At 51.8% G+C, this 16,607-nt stretch carries 12 protein-coding genes; all 12 read right to left on the bottom strand.

The genetic code is table 11. The annotated features are described in order from the left end of the window. Positions 1-7: 7 nt before the first annotated feature. The gene (locus AC2FCQ_RS03105; protein WP_265556883.1) at positions 8-1,429 is read right to left on the bottom strand and encodes a hypothetical protein; all 1,422 of its coding nucleotides are present in this window, start codon (positions 1,427-1,429) and stop codon (positions 8-10) included. Next, entirely contained in the window at positions 1,410-3,320 is a 1,911-nt protein-coding gene (locus AC2FCQ_RS03100; protein WP_490307551.1) for a hypothetical protein, read from the bottom strand. The genes AC2FCQ_RS03105 and AC2FCQ_RS03100 overlap by 20 nt, the downstream gene beginning before the upstream one ends. 10 nt (positions 3,321-3,330) lie before the next feature. Further along, positions 3,331-4,986: a hypothetical protein gene (locus tag AC2FCQ_RS03095; protein ID WP_209633307.1), complete on the bottom strand. Its 1,656-nt coding sequence runs from the start codon at positions 4,984-4,986 to the stop codon at positions 3,331-3,333. 13 nt (positions 4,987-4,999) lie between these two features. Next, positions 5,000-6,832, bottom strand: a complete 1,833-nt coding sequence (locus AC2FCQ_RS03090) for a hypothetical protein (protein WP_490307550.1) — start codon at positions 6,830-6,832, stop codon at positions 5,000-5,002. A 68-nt stretch (positions 6,833-6,900) separates the two neighbouring features. After that, the gene (locus tag AC2FCQ_RS03085) at positions 6,901-9,051 is read right to left on the bottom strand and encodes a hypothetical protein (protein ID WP_490307549.1); all 2,151 of its coding nucleotides are present in this window, start codon (positions 9,049-9,051) and stop codon (positions 6,901-6,903) included. Between the two features lie 24 nt (positions 9,052-9,075). Next, positions 9,076-10,506: a hypothetical protein gene (locus tag AC2FCQ_RS03080; protein ID WP_490307548.1), complete on the bottom strand. Its 1,431-nt coding sequence runs from the start codon at positions 10,504-10,506 to the stop codon at positions 9,076-9,078. Further along, on the bottom strand, positions 10,503-12,254 hold the full coding sequence (locus AC2FCQ_RS03075; RefSeq protein ID WP_490307547.1) for a hypothetical protein: 1,752 nt from the start codon (positions 12,252-12,254) through the stop codon (positions 10,503-10,505). Before AC2FCQ_RS03075 ends, AC2FCQ_RS03080 begins: the two co-directional genes overlap by 4 nt. A gap of 4 nt (positions 12,255-12,258) precedes the next feature. Further along, entirely contained in the window at positions 12,259-13,848 is a 1,590-nt protein-coding gene (locus AC2FCQ_RS03070; protein ID WP_490307546.1) for a Hint domain-containing protein, read from the bottom strand. A 76-nt stretch (positions 13,849-13,924) separates the two neighbouring features. Then, positions 13,925-14,449 carry an NUDIX hydrolase gene (locus tag AC2FCQ_RS03065; RefSeq protein ID WP_404759638.1) on the bottom strand — a complete coding sequence of 175 codons (525 nt, stop codon included), beginning with the start codon at positions 14,447-14,449 and terminating at the stop codon, positions 13,925-13,927. Positions 14,450-14,967: 518 nt separating this feature from the next. Next, positions 14,968-15,162, bottom strand: a complete 195-nt coding sequence (locus tag AC2FCQ_RS03060) for a ribbon-helix-helix protein, CopG family (protein WP_037415083.1) — start codon at positions 15,160-15,162, stop codon at positions 14,968-14,970. Between the two features lie 45 nt (positions 15,163-15,207). Continuing rightward, complete coding sequence (locus AC2FCQ_RS03055; RefSeq protein WP_209633321.1) at positions 15,208-15,996, bottom strand: spermidine synthase; 789 nt, start codon at positions 15,994-15,996, stop codon at positions 15,208-15,210. Positions 15,997-16,032: 36 nt separating this feature from the next. After that, a complete protein-coding gene (gene fabZ, locus AC2FCQ_RS03050) occupies positions 16,033-16,488 on the bottom strand; it encodes a 3-hydroxyacyl-ACP dehydratase FabZ (RefSeq protein WP_265556874.1) in 456 nt (151 codons plus the stop codon). Positions 16,489-16,607 lie beyond the last annotated feature (119 nt).

Raw genomic sequence — 16,607 nt, 5'->3', positions numbered from 1 at the left:
CAAGTCATCACGGCACGTAAATAATCTCAAAGCTGGAGGTTTTATCGTAGTAGGGCGTCATGCCACCGTCGACGTAGTAAACCTGCAAATCATAATGATAAACCAGCTTTTTATCCGGATTGAGGATCAGATCCAGTGCTGAAACTTTGACCGTGACGTCATGGTTGGGGTGCTCTTTATTCAGCTCGATCGTTTGATTGTCGATGTTGACCAAAATGCGTTTGATCGGGCGTGGCCCTGACGGGTCGTAAGCCCCGCTGTCACTTCTGAACTCCAGGGTTTTGTAGATGTCCACCGGCGCGGTCTGTTTGATAAAGTCGCGCACCTTGTTCTGGTATTTGGCGTCCAGCGCCAACATCACCGGCAAATGATCCGGATTGAAACCGATGAATTGCACTGCCAGATAACCTTTGAGCAGCAGGTTTTGCGGTGAGCGATCGAATAACGCGTCCCATATCAGCGCAAATTGCTGAGCGGGCAGCGTGAAGGAATCGACAATGCCACTTTGCAGATTGATCAGCGCATTCTTCTCCTCCGTTTTGCCATCGGGCAACGCCAACTGCAACGTCAGCGTATCGGCATTAGCGAACGGGACCAGCCTGGCGTCCGCCTGCATTTGCGAAAACTGTTCTGTGGCGTTAGCAATTCTGCCCTGACTTACCTTGGGTAACAGGAAGTAGTCAAAGGTCACCTGGACGTCTCCCAATGAGGTGGCGTGTTCAGGGGCTGAGAAGGCGATCGACAGCATGGGTTTACCGTCGGTATCGGTGGCCAACAGGAAGGTATCGGGCAGGTAGTAAAGATAATTTTTGCGTACATAATCCTGGTAGTAGTTGTACCACAGTTGCTGATACTCCAGCGGAGTCAGGATCAGTTGCAGGCGTGGCGGTGGCGGCAGGATGCCCTGATAAATATACGGGTAGTAGTTTTCGGCGAAGTAGAAAATCTTGGGATCGGTGACGGTATTGGTGATGCCGTGCTCGGTTTTAATCGCGACCACCAGCGTGGTCTGCGCATCGTAGTCGGATAAGGCTCGCAGTAAGGCGTCACGTTGCTCCAGTCGCTGCAGGTCAAGCTGCGCATGGTAGCGGTTTTCCTGTGACGTCAGCAGCACCTGATTGAAGATCATCTCTTCGGCGCTGCCGAAGGAAGTGAAACTCAGCACCACATAGGGAACTTGCGGCACCTGACGGCTGAGGGTGAAGTCCAGTTTCATGCTCCAATGGGTGCCGTCGGTGCTGGTGGCAATCTGGTAGCGCGTTTCGCCTGAAACGATCTCGGTGCAGACCTCGGCGGTGAGGTCATTTGCCGCCATCGGCGCTGCTCGCCGATAGCGCAACTGTTTGGCGGCGACGTCAGGAAACTGTTCGCGCGCATTCTGCAGAATAATTTGGTTCAGTGTCACCAGGTCATTGAGAAAGGTATTCATGGTTATCCTCAGTACATTCGGTTTGGGCCAGCGTTCTGAATTGGTTCAGGCAGGAAGAGGTCCAGAGAAAGCGCCCGTCGTGCCGACGGTACAGCGGGCTCTCCAAGGATTCAGCGGGCCATTGCCAGCGGGCCAATGCGTCAATCACGGGTGAAAGTTGCGGGATCCCCGTTTGCCTGGCGTACTCCAGGGTGGTGCGCCATTCGCCGGGATGAGCGTAATAGGGGGTTAGCCTACTGAGCCGATCGTAACGGCCATCACTCCATTGCACTGCCTGATTCAACATCTGAATAATGCGTCGGTAGGCCGGCAATACGGCACCGTTTCCGCTTGTCAGCGTGTTGAGCAGGATCAGCGCGTTGGTATTTACACAGCAATCCAACTGGCGGATGTCGTTGTCGTCCTTCATCCAGGTATGAAAACTTTGACATTCCGCCCATTGGTGCTGTTCGGCGGGCTGCCGCGGATCGACCCGGCGTACCTGATAGCCGTTCATCTGTGAAATCGTCTGGCTAACCCGCGACAACGAAATGCGGCCAAACTTGTACAACAGCTCGGTAATAATGGCGGTGTCGTCAATATCTGCGCAGATACTCTGGTTCGCCATCCAGCGCGGATGGGCAGCGTTCGGCCAAAACCTGAAGTGGAACGGGCGGGCCTCGCAAGCCAGCAAAAAATCGAGCGCCTTCTCAATAAAGGGGGCGGTCTGCGAGGTGTAATCCAGGGTGCGCAACACCTGTGCAGTCACAAAGGCGTTTTCATCCTGATGCCAGCGTCCGTCAGGCGTTCTGACATGGGCGGCAAAGGCGCCGCTGGCACACTGTTGCGCCAGTAATATCGCCAGCGCCGGTTTGCCAGGCGTGATCACCACCGGGGCAGACTCCAGCGGCAACGCCTCAAAACAGGTATTTTGCGGGCTGAAGGTACAGCTGGTGGCGTGATGCCCTTGCAGATCAACCGAAAAACCGACCACGTTAAACTGCAGGTCAAGCTGCTTATCCACCGCCTGTTGCAATAAGGGCAAGGCCTGGCCGCTTTGCGCCAATAAGGCTTGCAGTGCCGGGAATACGTGCTGGTTATCACCAAAGAAACTGGCCGCCATGGTGAACAAGGTAAAACTTTCCAGTTCACCGCCTGGGGCGTAGACCAGGCTAAAACCGTAGGTCGTGGGGGGGAAACCCTCGCGACACAAGGTTTGCAGTAGGGCAGATTCCAGCAAGGGGGCCAGCGTAGAGAACAGCGTCCCGCAGCCAAAAAAGGCCATTACCGCAGCAATATCTGCGTGGGTGATGAGCGCGCTGTCCCATTGAAAATAGTATTCACGGGGTGAGGCCGGCAGCTGCGGATAATAGCCGATCATCAATAAAGACAAACCCACGTCTCGACAGGCCGCAGGATAATCCGCCACGCCACCTGGCCAGGCACAATCTGCAGGCACCTCCGAGTACACCTTGGTTTTAACCCCCTCCGGGGTATATTTTCGCCCCAACCAAGAGCCGAATCTCAAGGGCTGAGCGCTTTCGCGTTGCATATGGCCTATCTCGGCAAAACAGCGTTCAACATCCGGCTCAACGGGTGAGGCGGTGATCTTTTGGCTGTGTCGATAAAAAGCGTCGATGCCGCGGTTTTCCGCGTAGCGAGGCAAGAAAGGATCCAAGGTACAGGCAAGCGCCAGCGGCTTTGATGACGAAACGGTGAACTCGAGTGGGCAACCGTTATACCCCAGCAGGCTGGTGTTAAAGGCGGCGGACAGGCAGCCGGAAGCCAGGCGAGCCTGGCTGAAACGGGCGATCTCGGGCACCAGCGTGGTCCGTAAATAGGGTGCTTTTTGGCACAGGGCACTTACCAGGGCGTTCCATGCCGCTGGTAATACTGCATTGCGTTCGACCATCGTCAGTCACCTATGCCACGGCCGGAATAACGATGGCCGGTGGGTTTTCGGTGCCATCCCGCGTGACGCTGTCACCGCCGACCAGCAGGTAGGTGATTTTGTAGCCGACCTTCCAGGGTTTCTCGGTCAGGCAGCGATACTTGAAAGTCTGCTCTTCGGTCTTATCTGGGTTAAACAGGTATTTTTTGGTTTTGCGGCTCTGTTTGTCGTCCAGATAGGTCAGTTCGACAATCACCTGATTGTAATTTTCCCAGGAAAATTTTCGGTCGAGGAAAATCGAGATCTCGTTGAAGGTCAACACCGAACCGGGATCAAGGTTCAGCAGGGTGGAAGCTGAGACCGACCGCGGCTGATAGCTGCTGCTGCCTTCCCAACCTGTGGTCGCGGCAGACTTGAAGGCATATTCGCTGTCGATCACAAAGAGTTCATTAATGTCTCTGCTGCGGGAAATGACCTTGCTCCATTTACCGTCGTCGGCGATGAAGGGCTCTGCCGTATAAACCTGCTGGTTGTAGCTGATTTTGAAGGTGGCCGCTTTAATACCGTACTCGTCAAAACCGTCTGGCCCCAGCACGGTGAAATCGATTTTTTGGTAGAAAGGGTCGTTGACGTTAACTTCAATAAAGTAAGGAGGCTCCTTTTTGGCGCGCAGGATATCGCTGCCGATGAAGTTTTGCGGCACGGCAGATTGGCTGAGGGCCTTCGAGGAAACGTAATTGAAGTTGAGGCTCTTGGTTTCTTCGATCCGCACCAGTTTTATCTCCAGAGAGGCGCTGGGGAACAGCCCACCTTTGCCGCCTTCTTCCCCCTCTTTATTGCTCGAAATCAGCGAGTCCAAAATGGAGTCGCTGGCCGATTTGGCCTGGGTATTGCTGTCGTCATTAGGTTTGAGCGAGGCGGTGAAGAAGCTTTTCAAGATCTCTTCTTTGACGAATTGCAGCGCCCATTCTTTTTCTTTGGCTGCCTCTTCGCTTGGCATGCTTTCGGTCACTTTGATGATCAACTTCTGATCCTGCTGCAACTTCTTGATCACGCTGTCAAAACCCAGCCAGAAACTGGCGGGGGTTTCAACCGGGATTGGGATGTTGGCGCCAAATTTAAGATCAAATTCCTTGTAGAGGCTTTCAAACTTGGCCTCGACTTCAACTTTTAACGCCGGAGTGATGCCGGTAAAGCCGAGGTTATAGGCCACGGCGGCCGGTGCCTGCGCCTTATTAAACGCGGATTCGAGGATCACCGCCTGCTGCGGCGTCAGTTTAGCGCTGAAAATGGCGCTGTTATTGCCAAACAGGCTGGGGCACTGTGCGCTGATCAACTCGCCGTTGGTGCTACCCACATCAAGCACAAAAAAGTTTACCGTGCCTTTGTCATAGGGGACCTGCGCCTTACGGGCGGTTTTCGGGTCAACTTTCAGTTTCCGTAGGTATTCGTTGAAGGCGCTGTCCAGTACGGCGGGATCGATGGCGGTGTTGACCTCGAAATTGAGGTAACCCCCTTGTTGACCGGTGTTGTCGCCGGTGTACTTAATCAGTGAAAAAATCGGTTTTCCATCTTTTTCTGCGATATGGATATCACCGGGTAAATACCAGAACTGATTGTCATCGGAGTCATCGGCAAAGAAGGTGATGTTTTTGATGGTAGCGGTTCTTGCTCTGAGTAATAACATGGCGTTTCCTTAATTAATTGAGGTTGGCGATATCGATACCGTCTTGAACGGTTGAGGTTTGGACGTACTCGGGTTTATCCCCTTGCTGGCCCGGTTGGTAGGTGAACCAGATCTCCAGGTCGACGCTAAGGCGTAGCGGGTCGATTTGGTCGGCGCTGAACCGCTGGGGAGCGGCATCGGATTCGGTAAACTGAAACACCTGCTGCAAAATGTCGTCATCACCAGGCAGGTAGGCATAGCTGGCTGAGACCAGCACCATTTCGACCTGCTGCCAGTCCATGTTGGCGGACAGCGTCAATACCCGTTGCTGGTAAAGGCGGGAGAACAGGTACACATCCTGGCTGGTGGGTTCGCTCAGCACCGCAGGGATATGGGGCGAATTGGCGGCGCAGCTGTACTCTTTGATGACCTCAAACAGGTAGAGGTCGGGGTTGGGTAGCATGACCGGATAGTCATGCTGCTGCGATGTCTCGCTAATCTGGAAACTTTTCGACAGGCTGGATGCCGGCAGTTTCATATGGCGGCAGCGCAGGGTGACCAACACTGACTGGTACCAGCGCCAGTCAAATTGACTGGCTGCCTTGATGACAAAATCATAACGGCCATACAGCGACTCAATGTCTAGATAGACGTCATTCAATTCGGTGTGCAGTGGGCCGGAATTGACCGATCTCACGCCGCCCACCGCCTGATTGAGATAGACGGTGAAGTCATAGTCGACGGGCCACAGCATTTTTCCTGTTTTCGGATCGGTAATACTGGGCGACCTGAAGGTTTTAGGCTCGACATCGTCTTTACGGAAGGTGAACTGCTTGTTGTCCTTGCCATAACGCAAACGGGCCGTCACCAGTTGGACATTCGCATCCAACTCATCCGACAGCAGATGGATCCGAACTTCACGGTGGGCGAAGAAGTCATCCTGCAGATCGCGTTGACTGATCACCCGATCGGCCTGATAGTCGGTACCGGCGACCAACTCGGCGAATAACGCCTGCGGATAGAGCGAGCGTTTCACTACCGTGGTTTCGCTCAGCTTGCCGCTTAAACGTCGCTGATCGATATCCTCAACCGACAGCCGTTGCAAATAAAACCCGGCCTTTGGCTTGGCTTGTTGCGGCACCTCGGCAAACACCGGAGTAAAAAACTCACTGGTCAGGATCTGCGTCAGCTCAGCCGCCGCCTGCGCAAAGTGGCCGTCGGGATCGGTGTCTCTGACTTTAATGGTCACGACTTTTTCGCTGATGAGTCGCGACGAGGTTTCCTCGATATCGACGGAGAATATCAACAGGTTGAAGCCGACAGACTCCTGCAGAAACTGATAAACCTGGTCCCAGCGGGCCTCCAGTTCGAAAGTGGCCGGCGGCAGCTGTTGCAGGTAGTCAATTTTATAGCTGATGGCGATGGGCGCGGTGGCGGGCGTTGCCATCAGGCTCGCCAGCAGGGCGATATCGGCCTCAGCGGGGAGTTTGGCCAGCAGATAGCAGTTTTGTTGGTCGCTCAATGACGTTTTGCTGGTTTGACCGGCGACAAAGCCGGGGATGTCCAGAGTGGCGCTGCAGGCTATGGCCTGTAATGGCAATAATATCGCATCGCGAGGCATCTCCGAGCTGGCTGCTGCCGCCGCCTGGGCGGCCTCAAGGCTGCTGGTCAACTGGGTTTGCAGCGACAGCATGGCATAGTAAACCGTGGCCGGTTGACTGCTGTTGCGGAAAATCTGCAGTTGGACGGCGGGCTGGTTTCCATCGATAACGCTAATGCCCGGCGCAGCCGCGCAATAGTAATAAATGGGTCTGTCCGGGTCGGCTCGGATAAAACAGATGTTTTGCACTACGATTTGGCTGTTCATAGCGACAATCCCATTTGATAAAGGTGAAGGCAGGGCAACATCACGTTGCCCTGCGTTGTGTGTACCGATTAGAACGTCACCACGACGATGGTGCTGGTGCCCGTCACAGGTTTTTCGACGGTTTTTTCCTGGTTGTTGTCGCCGTAGTACACCGTGGCGATGTATTTGATCTGCGGTACGTTGTCAGCTTCGACCTGCATCAGATCAAAGGTCAGATATTGGGTGAGGGATTTAGTATCGAACTCGGTCAGGGCCAGGGATTGGGACTGCGTGAAATTCCATTTGGGGTAGTAAATCACCATCTCATAGGTGATCAGCGAGATATCTTTCTGACTTGGCTTAAAGATAATGGTGTACTTCTGCGCCTTCGGCAGGGCATTGGCGACCAGAATCTGATGACCGCGGATCAACCCATAACCCGGCAGTTGCGGGCTGGTTTCTACCCCGCTGGGAATATAGGTCAGGCTATCGCCATCCAGGGCATAGTAGTCGGTGGAGAAATAAATCGGTTTATCCACGTCGACGCCAATCGGATAAATAAAGGGTCTGGGCGGTGTAGATTCATTAACCACCTGATTGTCAGTCTTGAGTTTGATCCCCTTGTCCGGATCGGAATATTGCGTTTTGATCACCACCTGGCTGAAGACTTTCCAGCCCGTAGGGTTGAGTAACGTAGAGATATCGGCATACACGATGCCGCATTCGGCCACGTTAATGGAGATAATCAAATCCTGATCGCTCTGAATTTCGCCAGAATGGTAGGGTTTAGCCTGCAGACCGGTAAAGTTGACGGTGTAGGAATATTTAAATGCACGGCCCAGCTCGGGTTTGATAAACCATTTGCCGGTTTTTTTCGGCGTGCTGTCGTTGGGGGAAAACTGCAGGGTGCTCTGGTTGTCCTTATCGTAGATGGCGGTCACCACGATATTGGCGACGTTATATTGCGCCAAATCGTCGGTAACGAAAAATTCGGGCTGTATGTACTGGTAGAAAGGATCGTTGAGGTCGTACTCTTTAAAGTACTCTTTAAGATTGGCTTCGCCGACGATGGACCGGATAGAGGGTAACTGGGTCTGTGGCGCGATAGCGAAGGAAACCACGGAGTTTTCATCATAGACGCGGGTAAAGCTTTTGGTTTCTTTGAGGCTGGATTGGAATTTATCAAAACCGTCGGCGTCATTGAGCAGTTCGAGGCTCATGTCCAGCCCGGTTTGGCTGCTTAGAATCTGTTCGACCTGTTTCTGGCCCCAGGCGGTCAGACCCTCTTTCCACTTGATGTACTGGGCATCGTCCATTCCCATTTCCTTCGCGGTCAGCCCGACCTGAACGTCGATTTTGATGGCGCCTTTTTCGATATATTCACGCTCGATCTTTTTCTCATCGGCCGACCAAGTGTGATAACTGATGCTTTGCGTCACCGACTTGGTGATTTCGCTGTCGTAGCTGACGGTGACCTTGGCCGCCGGCAAAGAGGCATCCAGGTTGAAGTCGAAGCGAATCCCCACGCTGGAGTTTTTATCCGTGCCTTGCAGCACCTGTTCGAACAAGGTCGCGCCTTCACCGGTCAGCGACAGGCTGAAAACGGTATTGTTATCGCCCAGGCCGGATGGCGACAGCGTGGTCGGGATCTGGCGGTAGAATTTGTCGTTGCTGTCCAGAATCAAAGACGCCTGCGCCGAAGTATATCTAGGTTGCATCAGTTTGATTTTTTCGGCATTTTCCGGCAATAACTGAGCAAGGAACTGGTCAGGACCCTTGTTGGGATCGTACAGGGCGACAAACTTGCTGGCCTGTTCATCGTTCAGGCCACTGTTACGCAGCGCAGTGTCCATTGTCGCTTTTTTGGTCGCATTTTCGGGATCTGCAGCGTAGTCCTGTTCTGCTTTGACATACTTGACGATCAGGGCCGATTTCGCCTCCAGTTGGCTTTGGATATTGCCAAATAGCTGGGCGCGGATTTTGGCCTGCAGGTCTACCGGTGGGAACGGCAACATCACGGTAAATTGCGCATAACCGCCCTGGGTATCTTCGCTGCGATACTTGTAAAACATAAAGCTCGGACTGTTCGTATCCCTGGCGACAAACACTGGTGTTTCAGGCACCACGTAAAAAATGTCCTTGTCGAGGCTGTCTCCGTAACAGGTATAGGCGCACTCTTTAATACCCAGGTATTTATCCGTGGGAATTTTGACCGATTGCTGCAAAGCGGTGGTTAACATAGGGTGTTCCTCTTGTTTATGTGACTACTTGTATTGCAGTTTGATGGGGCTTGCGCTGGCCTGTTGCGGGCCAGAGTCGTAGGTTTTCGGGAAGATCGACGCGGTTTTTCCTTGCCAGCGGTACTCGATTCGGCCGTTCAGTCCGGCTGAATGCGCATTGATCCACCAGTTGGCCAGCCAGGGCTGGGCGGTAAACGCAAAGCTAAAGTTCTGCTTTTTGCCCTGGCCGGCGGGGGTGTAGCTGGCACTGCCGGAAAGGGTTTTGAAATCAGCCTTCAGGTGTTCTGCCTCAAACAGCACGCTGTAAAAACCCAGGTCTTGCGGGGTAAGTGCGATAGCGTCTTGCCAGACGAGCGATTTTTCATAGCTTGAATAGTCGGAAAAGGTCACTTTGAGGGTGATTTCGCTGACCGGGGATGGCGTTTTTAACGTCACTGGCGGGAAGCTGGGCCATGGCATAGGCGTTTGTTCACCCGCATAGCGCAGTTCGATCGACATAATATTGAAGCCATTAGGGTTGAACCCCAGGCTGACCACGCACTGCCGATTTTTGATCGGTTTGTCCGGTCGGCTGGGCTCCGGCAACGGCGTTGGCGTAAAGGTGATAATGCTGTCGGCAGGCAGTTGACCAAGCAGGGCGGCGATATCCTGCTGCTGCGCGAGCAAATAGCTTTGCGGTACGCTATTGCTGTATTTCACGTCATAGCTGAGCTGGTTGGGGATTTCATCTATGGAGTGGATATTTCGCAGCGTGTTGCTGACCAATTGCGATGCGGTTTTCACCAGCGCGTTTCTGACCATTTCGCGGGTCTGCTCCGACGGGGCATTGTCGAACTGCTCCAGCAGAGTGACCACGCCGGCGTCAATCTGTTGGTTAAGCAGAATGGCAATGGCCTCTGGCTGGCGAGCCTGTTGGTTGAAGGCCAGGGTCAAAAAGGCCACCCAGTCCGTTTCCAGGCTGGCGGTGACGCGGCTGCTGACGTTGAACTTGCTGTGCGTCACCAGGTAAACCTGGTTTTTGGCTCCGCGAATGGCATTGTCCAACAACGCTGACTCGGTATGCGTCAGGGGCATTTTGGACTGTTCAAACTCGACGTTATAACTGTCAGATTCAGGCTGGCGAGCAAAACGCAGGAACAAGGTCTGGCGAATATCCCCTTGTTCCAGGCGGATCGGTTTCGGCGCAGGAATGAAATGCTGGCGGATATAAGCTTCTATCGCCGCCGTATCGACCGGCATATTAGGAGCGATGAAGGTCGCCAGGCCGCCACCGGGGCTGGTCAGCAAATGCAGTGCGCTGACCTTGCCACCCGGGGTGTCCAGCACCACCTGGGGTATGAAACTGCCGTAGGTGTAGCACTCAGCAGGCAGGCTTTGGTCGTGGAACGCAAAGGTCCGGCCAAGCAGGAAAAAATTCTGCAATGTTTGTTGCGGGTTCAACTCGTCAGTATTCATTTTTCACCTTTGACATCAATCGTTTGATCGCCGGTCACAATCTCGGACCATGGGCTACCCTCGGGTTTGTAACGAAATCCGGCTGCAAAAATAGAGGTAACGTTCCATTGATATTTGAAGCTGTCCTGCTGGTGGGTGAAGATGTGATCCGTCGTGCGGCTTTCGTTTTGCTGCTGGAACGTCACCTTGAATGTGGGCAGGTTGTCCGGAAAATGGACGGTGATACGCGCCTGCTGTGCACCAAATTGCGGGAAGCTATAGGCACCAATGGTGGTGGCTTGGGTTATCGGCATGGGCAATACGACAACGCCGGTGTCGCCTAGCTGGTAGGCCGTCGCTTCGGCATAGGTTTCGTCGCCGAGAATGGGACAGCTGAAATAGGGGGCTGCCGCGGTTAACGCCAAATCCTGCAGCCAGCCGGCGGAATGATAAAGCCCGCTAATTCGGCTTTGCCGGGCAAAGCCCGGATCAATACTGATCGTCATAAATTGGCAGGGCAGCGCGGTGTAATCGAGTACCAGCGCAGGCTGGGCGCAGGAGCGCAGTTCGCTGCTCAGCGTGAGCCAACGGCCATCCTGTGAATAGTTGACCCGAATTTGGTAGAAGAAAGGCACCGCTTCCAGCGCGCTGGTTCTGAAGCGGAAAATCAATCGACTTTGCTCCGGCGTCAGCACCTTGGTTTGCGTCTGCTCCACGGGGTAAATATCACCACCCGGTACGGTTAGCTGAATATCGATAGACACGCTGCTTTTCAGCCCAGGCGGGTAGGCGTAAAAGACGTTGATCTCCCTCTCGCCTGAGGGCAATGGTGGGGCCGTTGAACGGTGAATAATGGCATCGGGGGTGGCTTTGACGATTTGCTGCGCAGCGGCAAAGGGATCCAGTATGAAGCACAGAGGACGTCGACTCAGCACCAGCGAATCGAGGTTGAAAATCACCCGGCCGCCTTGAGCAGGAACCGTCAGGGCGATCATCGCCGTGTTACTGGAGGCCGGACCGGCGTAGGGGGAGCCCAGCAGATTGTATAGCCGATCAAGTAATGCCTGGCTGAAAAGCAGGTTGTGTTCGGGATCCTTTATCGGTAAAGGGGGGCTGATTTGCAGCGGCAACAAAGCAATATTTTGATAGAGATACTGTGTTAGCTGGCCGTAATCAAAGGCTACCCGATTGTCGCCGAGCGCCTGTGAACCCTTGACCCCGGCGGCTAAATCAAGCATCAACGCCCTGGGATCACATTCGACGGAGTAGGCCAGACGGGGCGAGACGCCCTCAACAAAGCCGTCCAGACGGGCATTAAAACCGAGGGTTTCATCCCGCAGCGTTTTCTCAATCAGCTCGGTGCTGGCCGAATTGAGCAAAATAATAAATTGAGCGCACTGCGCCGAATACCAGGTGGCGTCATAGCTTTGCCCGCTGAGGGGGCTGTGATAGTCAATAGGGACGTCAAACCCCAGGCTGCCGGGTAATATGGGCAGTACCTTAATGGCTTTATCCGGGTGCTGCCGTTTGAAGTCAGCCAGACTTTGCTCGCCGGCATACTGCAATTCGGTCGTGAAATTCAACCAGCCATAGACGCTGTCGGTACTGGGGCTGCGGACAATATCCAAAGAAAATGCCAGTGGGTCTGCCACCAGAATGCTGACGGATTCGGGGTATAAAAAGTAGGCGTCGTTTTGCCGATAAGCGGCAATAAATCTTTGCTTGTCAGTGACGATAATCTGCTGAAAGTCCGGGTATCCCTCATACATGAGATTATTTCCCCGCTTTATTGAGATGGTTCTGATAATCCTGATGCCATTCTTTTGGCAGTTTGTTCAGCACGTTCGCGGGCCGCTGATGATATTCATCCTCATAGACTCTTTGCATCTGGATATCACCCACCAATATACCGTTGGCGTACAGGGTGTTATCGGTGTAGTGCCCGTCGGCGGAGGAGAGTTGCAGATTGTAGACGTTCAGATCACCCTGCTGTTGAACAATGCTAATGATTTCGCTTTCGCCATCCAGGGTAATTAATTTACTGGATGGGGTTAATTCTCGGGCGATGACTACGCCTGACGGTGTAATGAAAGGGTGCCCCAGACTGGCAGTGATATTTCTTGTCTGACCTGCGCTATTACGTACGTTGATCTCGAGATAATGCTGTTCCTGGCCGCGGGTGACCGCCTCAACGGTGAGCGGTTTATTATTTTTCGATAATACAATTTCACCAATATCAATCGCGGAAATCGATTTTTCACTGCCATCCTGCATTAGAATTTTGCTGTCACCAGCCAGGCATCCGTACACAATACGCATCGGTTTTAACTGTACGGTATTTAAAAAACGTTGATCTGGCTCGATCTCTTTCGGCGCATTGGTAATAAAAGCAACGATGCTTTTCCCGTCAACGTTAAGAATGACCTTGAAAACATAATAGATCCATTCACCTGATTCGAAATTGACCTGATTAAATTTAAGCCAGTCCAAATCCCAGGAAATGTTGTTACCATTAATTCGGGTGTTGGGGGAAGTGAAAATATTGTAGTTGCCGAAAGGGGTGACGGGATCGCCACCCGCCCGCGTGCGTATCAGATAAATGGTGTTACTGGCGTTCACCGGCTGGCCGCCGTTGAGTTCAATTTGGCCAAAATAGGTGATGTTTCCCTTAATGGGAACTCTGACTGAACCGTCATAGGTATTCCGATAATCGCAGTCGGGTTCATCACGGGTTAAACAAATCTTTATTTCATTCGGATTGATAATACTTCGAGGTGATTCATTGAAAATATCTTTGGGGTAACTTTGCGTAGTGATAATTTCTGCGCCGTATACTGTGTTTCTGTCAATCGTCTGTGCAAAGGTATAAATCACCGTGACCGGATAGTCGGTAGCGATCTGGCTGCCTGGGTAGACGCCATTGGCGCTGAGGGTACAGTCTGCGGCATAGACATAAGCCTGGTTGTAGTTCACCGTACCGACATTAACCGCTTCGCCGTCAAACAACCCCAGGGTTTGCGTCACGTTGGCGGCGGATACCGGCAAGGAACCAATAGCGTCGGCACGGTAATTGCGGCCGTCTGTTGAATCCAGCCGCACAATACTGTAGACCGGTTGAGCGGAGCCATTATTGGCCTCGTTCAACAGGCCGCCGCTGCGTTTAAGTTGCTTTGTCTGTTGCCAGCATTGGGTGAACTGCGGAGAGTACCCTGAGGTGAGACCGGCAAGTTTGAGTTGAATATCATAAAAACTGGCCAGCAAGGGGTCACCGGGATCAATAACAAACAACCCGGTGTTGGTATATTTGCTGATGACATTTTTGACAATATTCTTTTCATCTGATGTATAACCTTGTGTGATCATAATATCAGCACCCAATAATATTTAGATGTAAACGCAGGGGATAATGTGTGAGATAAAAAGAATTTTGGCCTTGTGCTTATTTACAGGTCTCTTTGCAGTAAGAGTAAATGGCGCTCAGACTGTCAGAACCCAAATATTGCTCAAATTCACCGTCGGTAGGGTCAATATCAGGATCCAGCGTCATGGCATATAACTCTTGTGCAAACATCGCTTTGGTCGCTGAAGGTTTACTCTTAAAATAGGCTTTCAACTTTCCTTTGCTGACTTTTCGTATCCAGGCAAATTCACCACCCAGGGCAACTTTCCCGGTGAAGATAAAGTCTTTACTGGTATAAAAACTAATGTCGTTAGGGTAAACCTGATAACGAACAACCTGTTGGACTTCAATATTTTGCAGAGTCTCTTCCCAGGTTTCTCTTTTGATTACGTTTAATGCGAAGTTCTTACCGTCAACCGGGCCGTCTTTTGCATCTGCGGTACCCCCGAATAACATTGGGCAACCTCTGGCAAAACCGGTGTTTTTTAAACCTAACAGGATGAAATCATTATTTCCAACAGCAGCCGGATTACTGTCGAGAATGACGTATTTTTTTATAGGCATAGTCAGGTCCTTATACATTTTTAAGTATAAAAATAAGGTTTTTGAGTCGCTTTGGGAGCGATGAATTACTCATCTTCAACAATAGCAATGGCGACTAAAAAATCAACTGACACATAAAAAGAAATGAAGTATTTTTTGTTTTCAAGAGAGATACTCATGTAAATCACCACGTTAAAAAACAGGAAAAAAAACTTTAAATAATCAAATAAACAGAAGGGGTTTGTTTTTAATTTGTTAAACTTGTATTTTAAGTAAATTAAATCAATGAATTGGGGAGGGTAATCTTTAAGAAATGATTGTGGTGGTTTAAATAATTTGAATTTATTAGCGTGGGAATTAATTGCATGGTAGGAATTTCGTTAATCATAATTCTTATGAATAATTAATGAAGCAGCGAAAATAGTCATAAAAATACATCGATAGTTATATTTATACGTTGATAATTATATAAAATCAGAAAGGACACTGAAACGTTCGCCAGGTGTTGACCGGTGAACGTTTCTGGCCTGGCGCTGTTTTCAGACGTTATCTACCCGCGGATTAGAGTGGGTTGGTTGGCTAGGATACTCAACCTGGTGTTTGTGCAGATAGTCGCGTATGAGCTGGCGGATCACCTGGGAAGGGGTGACATCTTGCTGCAAACACAGCTCTTCCAACGCTTTTTTCTTATCCGGATCAATGAGTACGGTTAAACGCGCCGTTTTCTTTTCCATGAGGGTGACTCCAGAGGTTGATAATAATAAGAGCGCCGTGTTGTTTCAGCTAAAATGCAACCGCTCAATCTTGCGTGACAGATAGCCAAGATCGCAATTGAAGCTCGGCCCAATCTCGGCAGAAAGGCGGCGCAGCAAGTTTAGCGGCGTTTCAACATCGGCAGGTGACGCATAGATAATCACATTGCCGCTGGGCGCTACACAGTACAAAACGGTGTTAAATACGCGGTGCAAACTGTGGTACAGCAGTGAGTCCTCGTCCGGGACCTCATGGTAATTCAGCACGAGCCAACCCTGTGGCGAAAGCCGCGCGGCACACTGTTCAAGAAAGTGCTGGGTGCCCTGCTGAGGATCCATCGTAAAGGCGCTGTAGAGGTCAGAGAAAATCAAATCATAATAACGCGTTACGTTAGCCCGCAGATAATCGGCGGCATCCGTGACGTGCAAAATCACCCGTTGGTCGGCAGGTAGCGTGAAATACTGACGCGCAACGGACACCACTGCCTGACGCAGCTCTACCACTTCCAGCAGTATGTTGTCGTCATAGGCGTGCAGTGCGCGCACCAAGCCGCCACCCCCCAACCCCAGAATCAGTGCAGCAGAAGGGGGTTGCCAGGCCACGGCCATCAGCATGGTTTTAATGTAATTGTGAACCGGCACCTGCGGTGCGCTAATACACATTTTGCTCTGCTCGCAGATACCGTCGAAACGCAGGGTTCGGTAGCCTTTGTGGTCGGACACAATAATTTCACCGCAGTGATCTTGTTCCCGGGCGATGACCTGGCCACGAGGAGAGAAATCCAGCGTATTAAGCAATTTATCAACCAAAGACATAACGTTTTCGTTGAGCCTCCATTAGAAAAAACAACCTTACTTGCGGGCGCACATAAATTCGGCAGTACAAATACGGCGGCCATTGACCGTGGCGCGGCCTGTAAAGCGGGCAAGGCCCGAACGTTGCCGAACAAAGGCGACGTCCATACGAAGCTGGTCGCCGGGGCGGGCAGAACGATAGAAGCGGGCATGATGAATGGCCGCAAAATAGTAGTGTTCACCCGGCAACAGCGGGCTGAGATAGTAATGGGCTAATAGCCCGGTGCTTTGTGCCAGCGCTTCCACCATCAATATTCCGGGAAATACATTTACCTGATGATGACCGGCCCAAAATGTGGGCTCATTGGCAGTAATGTTTTTGATGGCGCTGAGACGCCCCTGCGCAATGGAAGTGCCGTCAGCCAGAATGCGATCGACCAGCAGACAGGGAAATCGGTGTGGCAGGATGGATTGAACGTCCTGGTACTGCAGTGGATTACCATTCAGCGGCATGATTTATCTAGGTCCTGTCAGCGGAAGCGTTCGGCTTACGCTCGCCTCTGCGCTTATCGAAGTGTAATAACATTATAATGTTATTATCATCAGATGGCACTAATAGAAATGGGTAACGT

The organism is Serratia sp. CoH_134_PS_4 (genome assembly GCF_058190535.1).
This window is presented reverse-complemented; position numbering and strand designations above follow the sequence as displayed.

Excerpts from the sequence above, each read along its gene's own strand:
- AC2FCQ_RS03060 (WP_037415083.1), bottom strand. The coding sequence starts at position 15,162 with ATGGAAAAGAAAACGGCGCGTTTAACCGTACTCATTGATCCGGATAAG.
- AC2FCQ_RS03055 (WP_209633321.1), bottom strand. The coding sequence starts at position 15,996 with ATGTCTTTGGTTGATAAATTGCTTAATACGCTGGATTTCTCTCCTCGT.
- AC2FCQ_RS03095 (WP_209633307.1), bottom strand. The coding sequence starts at position 4,986 with ATGTTATTACTCAGAGCAAGAACCGCTACCATCAAAAACATCACCTTC.
- AC2FCQ_RS03090 (WP_490307550.1), bottom strand. The coding sequence starts at position 6,832 with ATGAACAGCCAAATCGTAGTGCAAAACATCTGTTTTATCCGAGCCGAC.
- AC2FCQ_RS03085 (WP_490307549.1), bottom strand. The coding sequence starts at position 9,051 with ATGTTAACCACCGCTTTGCAGCAATCGGTCAAAATTCCCACGGATAAA.
- AC2FCQ_RS03105 (WP_265556883.1), bottom strand. The coding sequence starts at position 1,429 with ATGAATACCTTTCTCAATGACCTGGTGACACTGAACCAAATTATTCTG.
- AC2FCQ_RS03070 (WP_490307546.1), bottom strand. The coding sequence starts at position 13,848 with ATGATCACACAAGGTTATACATCAGATGAAAAGAATATTGTCAAAAAT.
- fabZ (WP_265556874.1), bottom strand. The coding sequence starts at position 16,488 with ATGCCGCTGAATGGTAATCCACTGCAGTACCAGGACGTTCAATCCATC.
- AC2FCQ_RS03065 (WP_404759638.1), bottom strand. The coding sequence starts at position 14,449 with ATGCCTATAAAAAAATACGTCATTCTCGACAGTAATCCGGCTGCTGTT.
- AC2FCQ_RS03075 (WP_490307547.1), bottom strand. The coding sequence starts at position 12,254 with ATGTATGAGGGATACCCGGACTTTCAGCAGATTATCGTCACTGACAAG.
- AC2FCQ_RS03080 (WP_490307548.1), bottom strand. The coding sequence starts at position 10,506 with ATGAATACTGACGAGTTGAACCCGCAACAAACATTGCAGAATTTTTTC.
- AC2FCQ_RS03100 (WP_490307551.1), bottom strand. The coding sequence starts at position 3,320 with ATGGTCGAACGCAATGCAGTATTACCAGCGGCATGGAACGCCCTGGTA.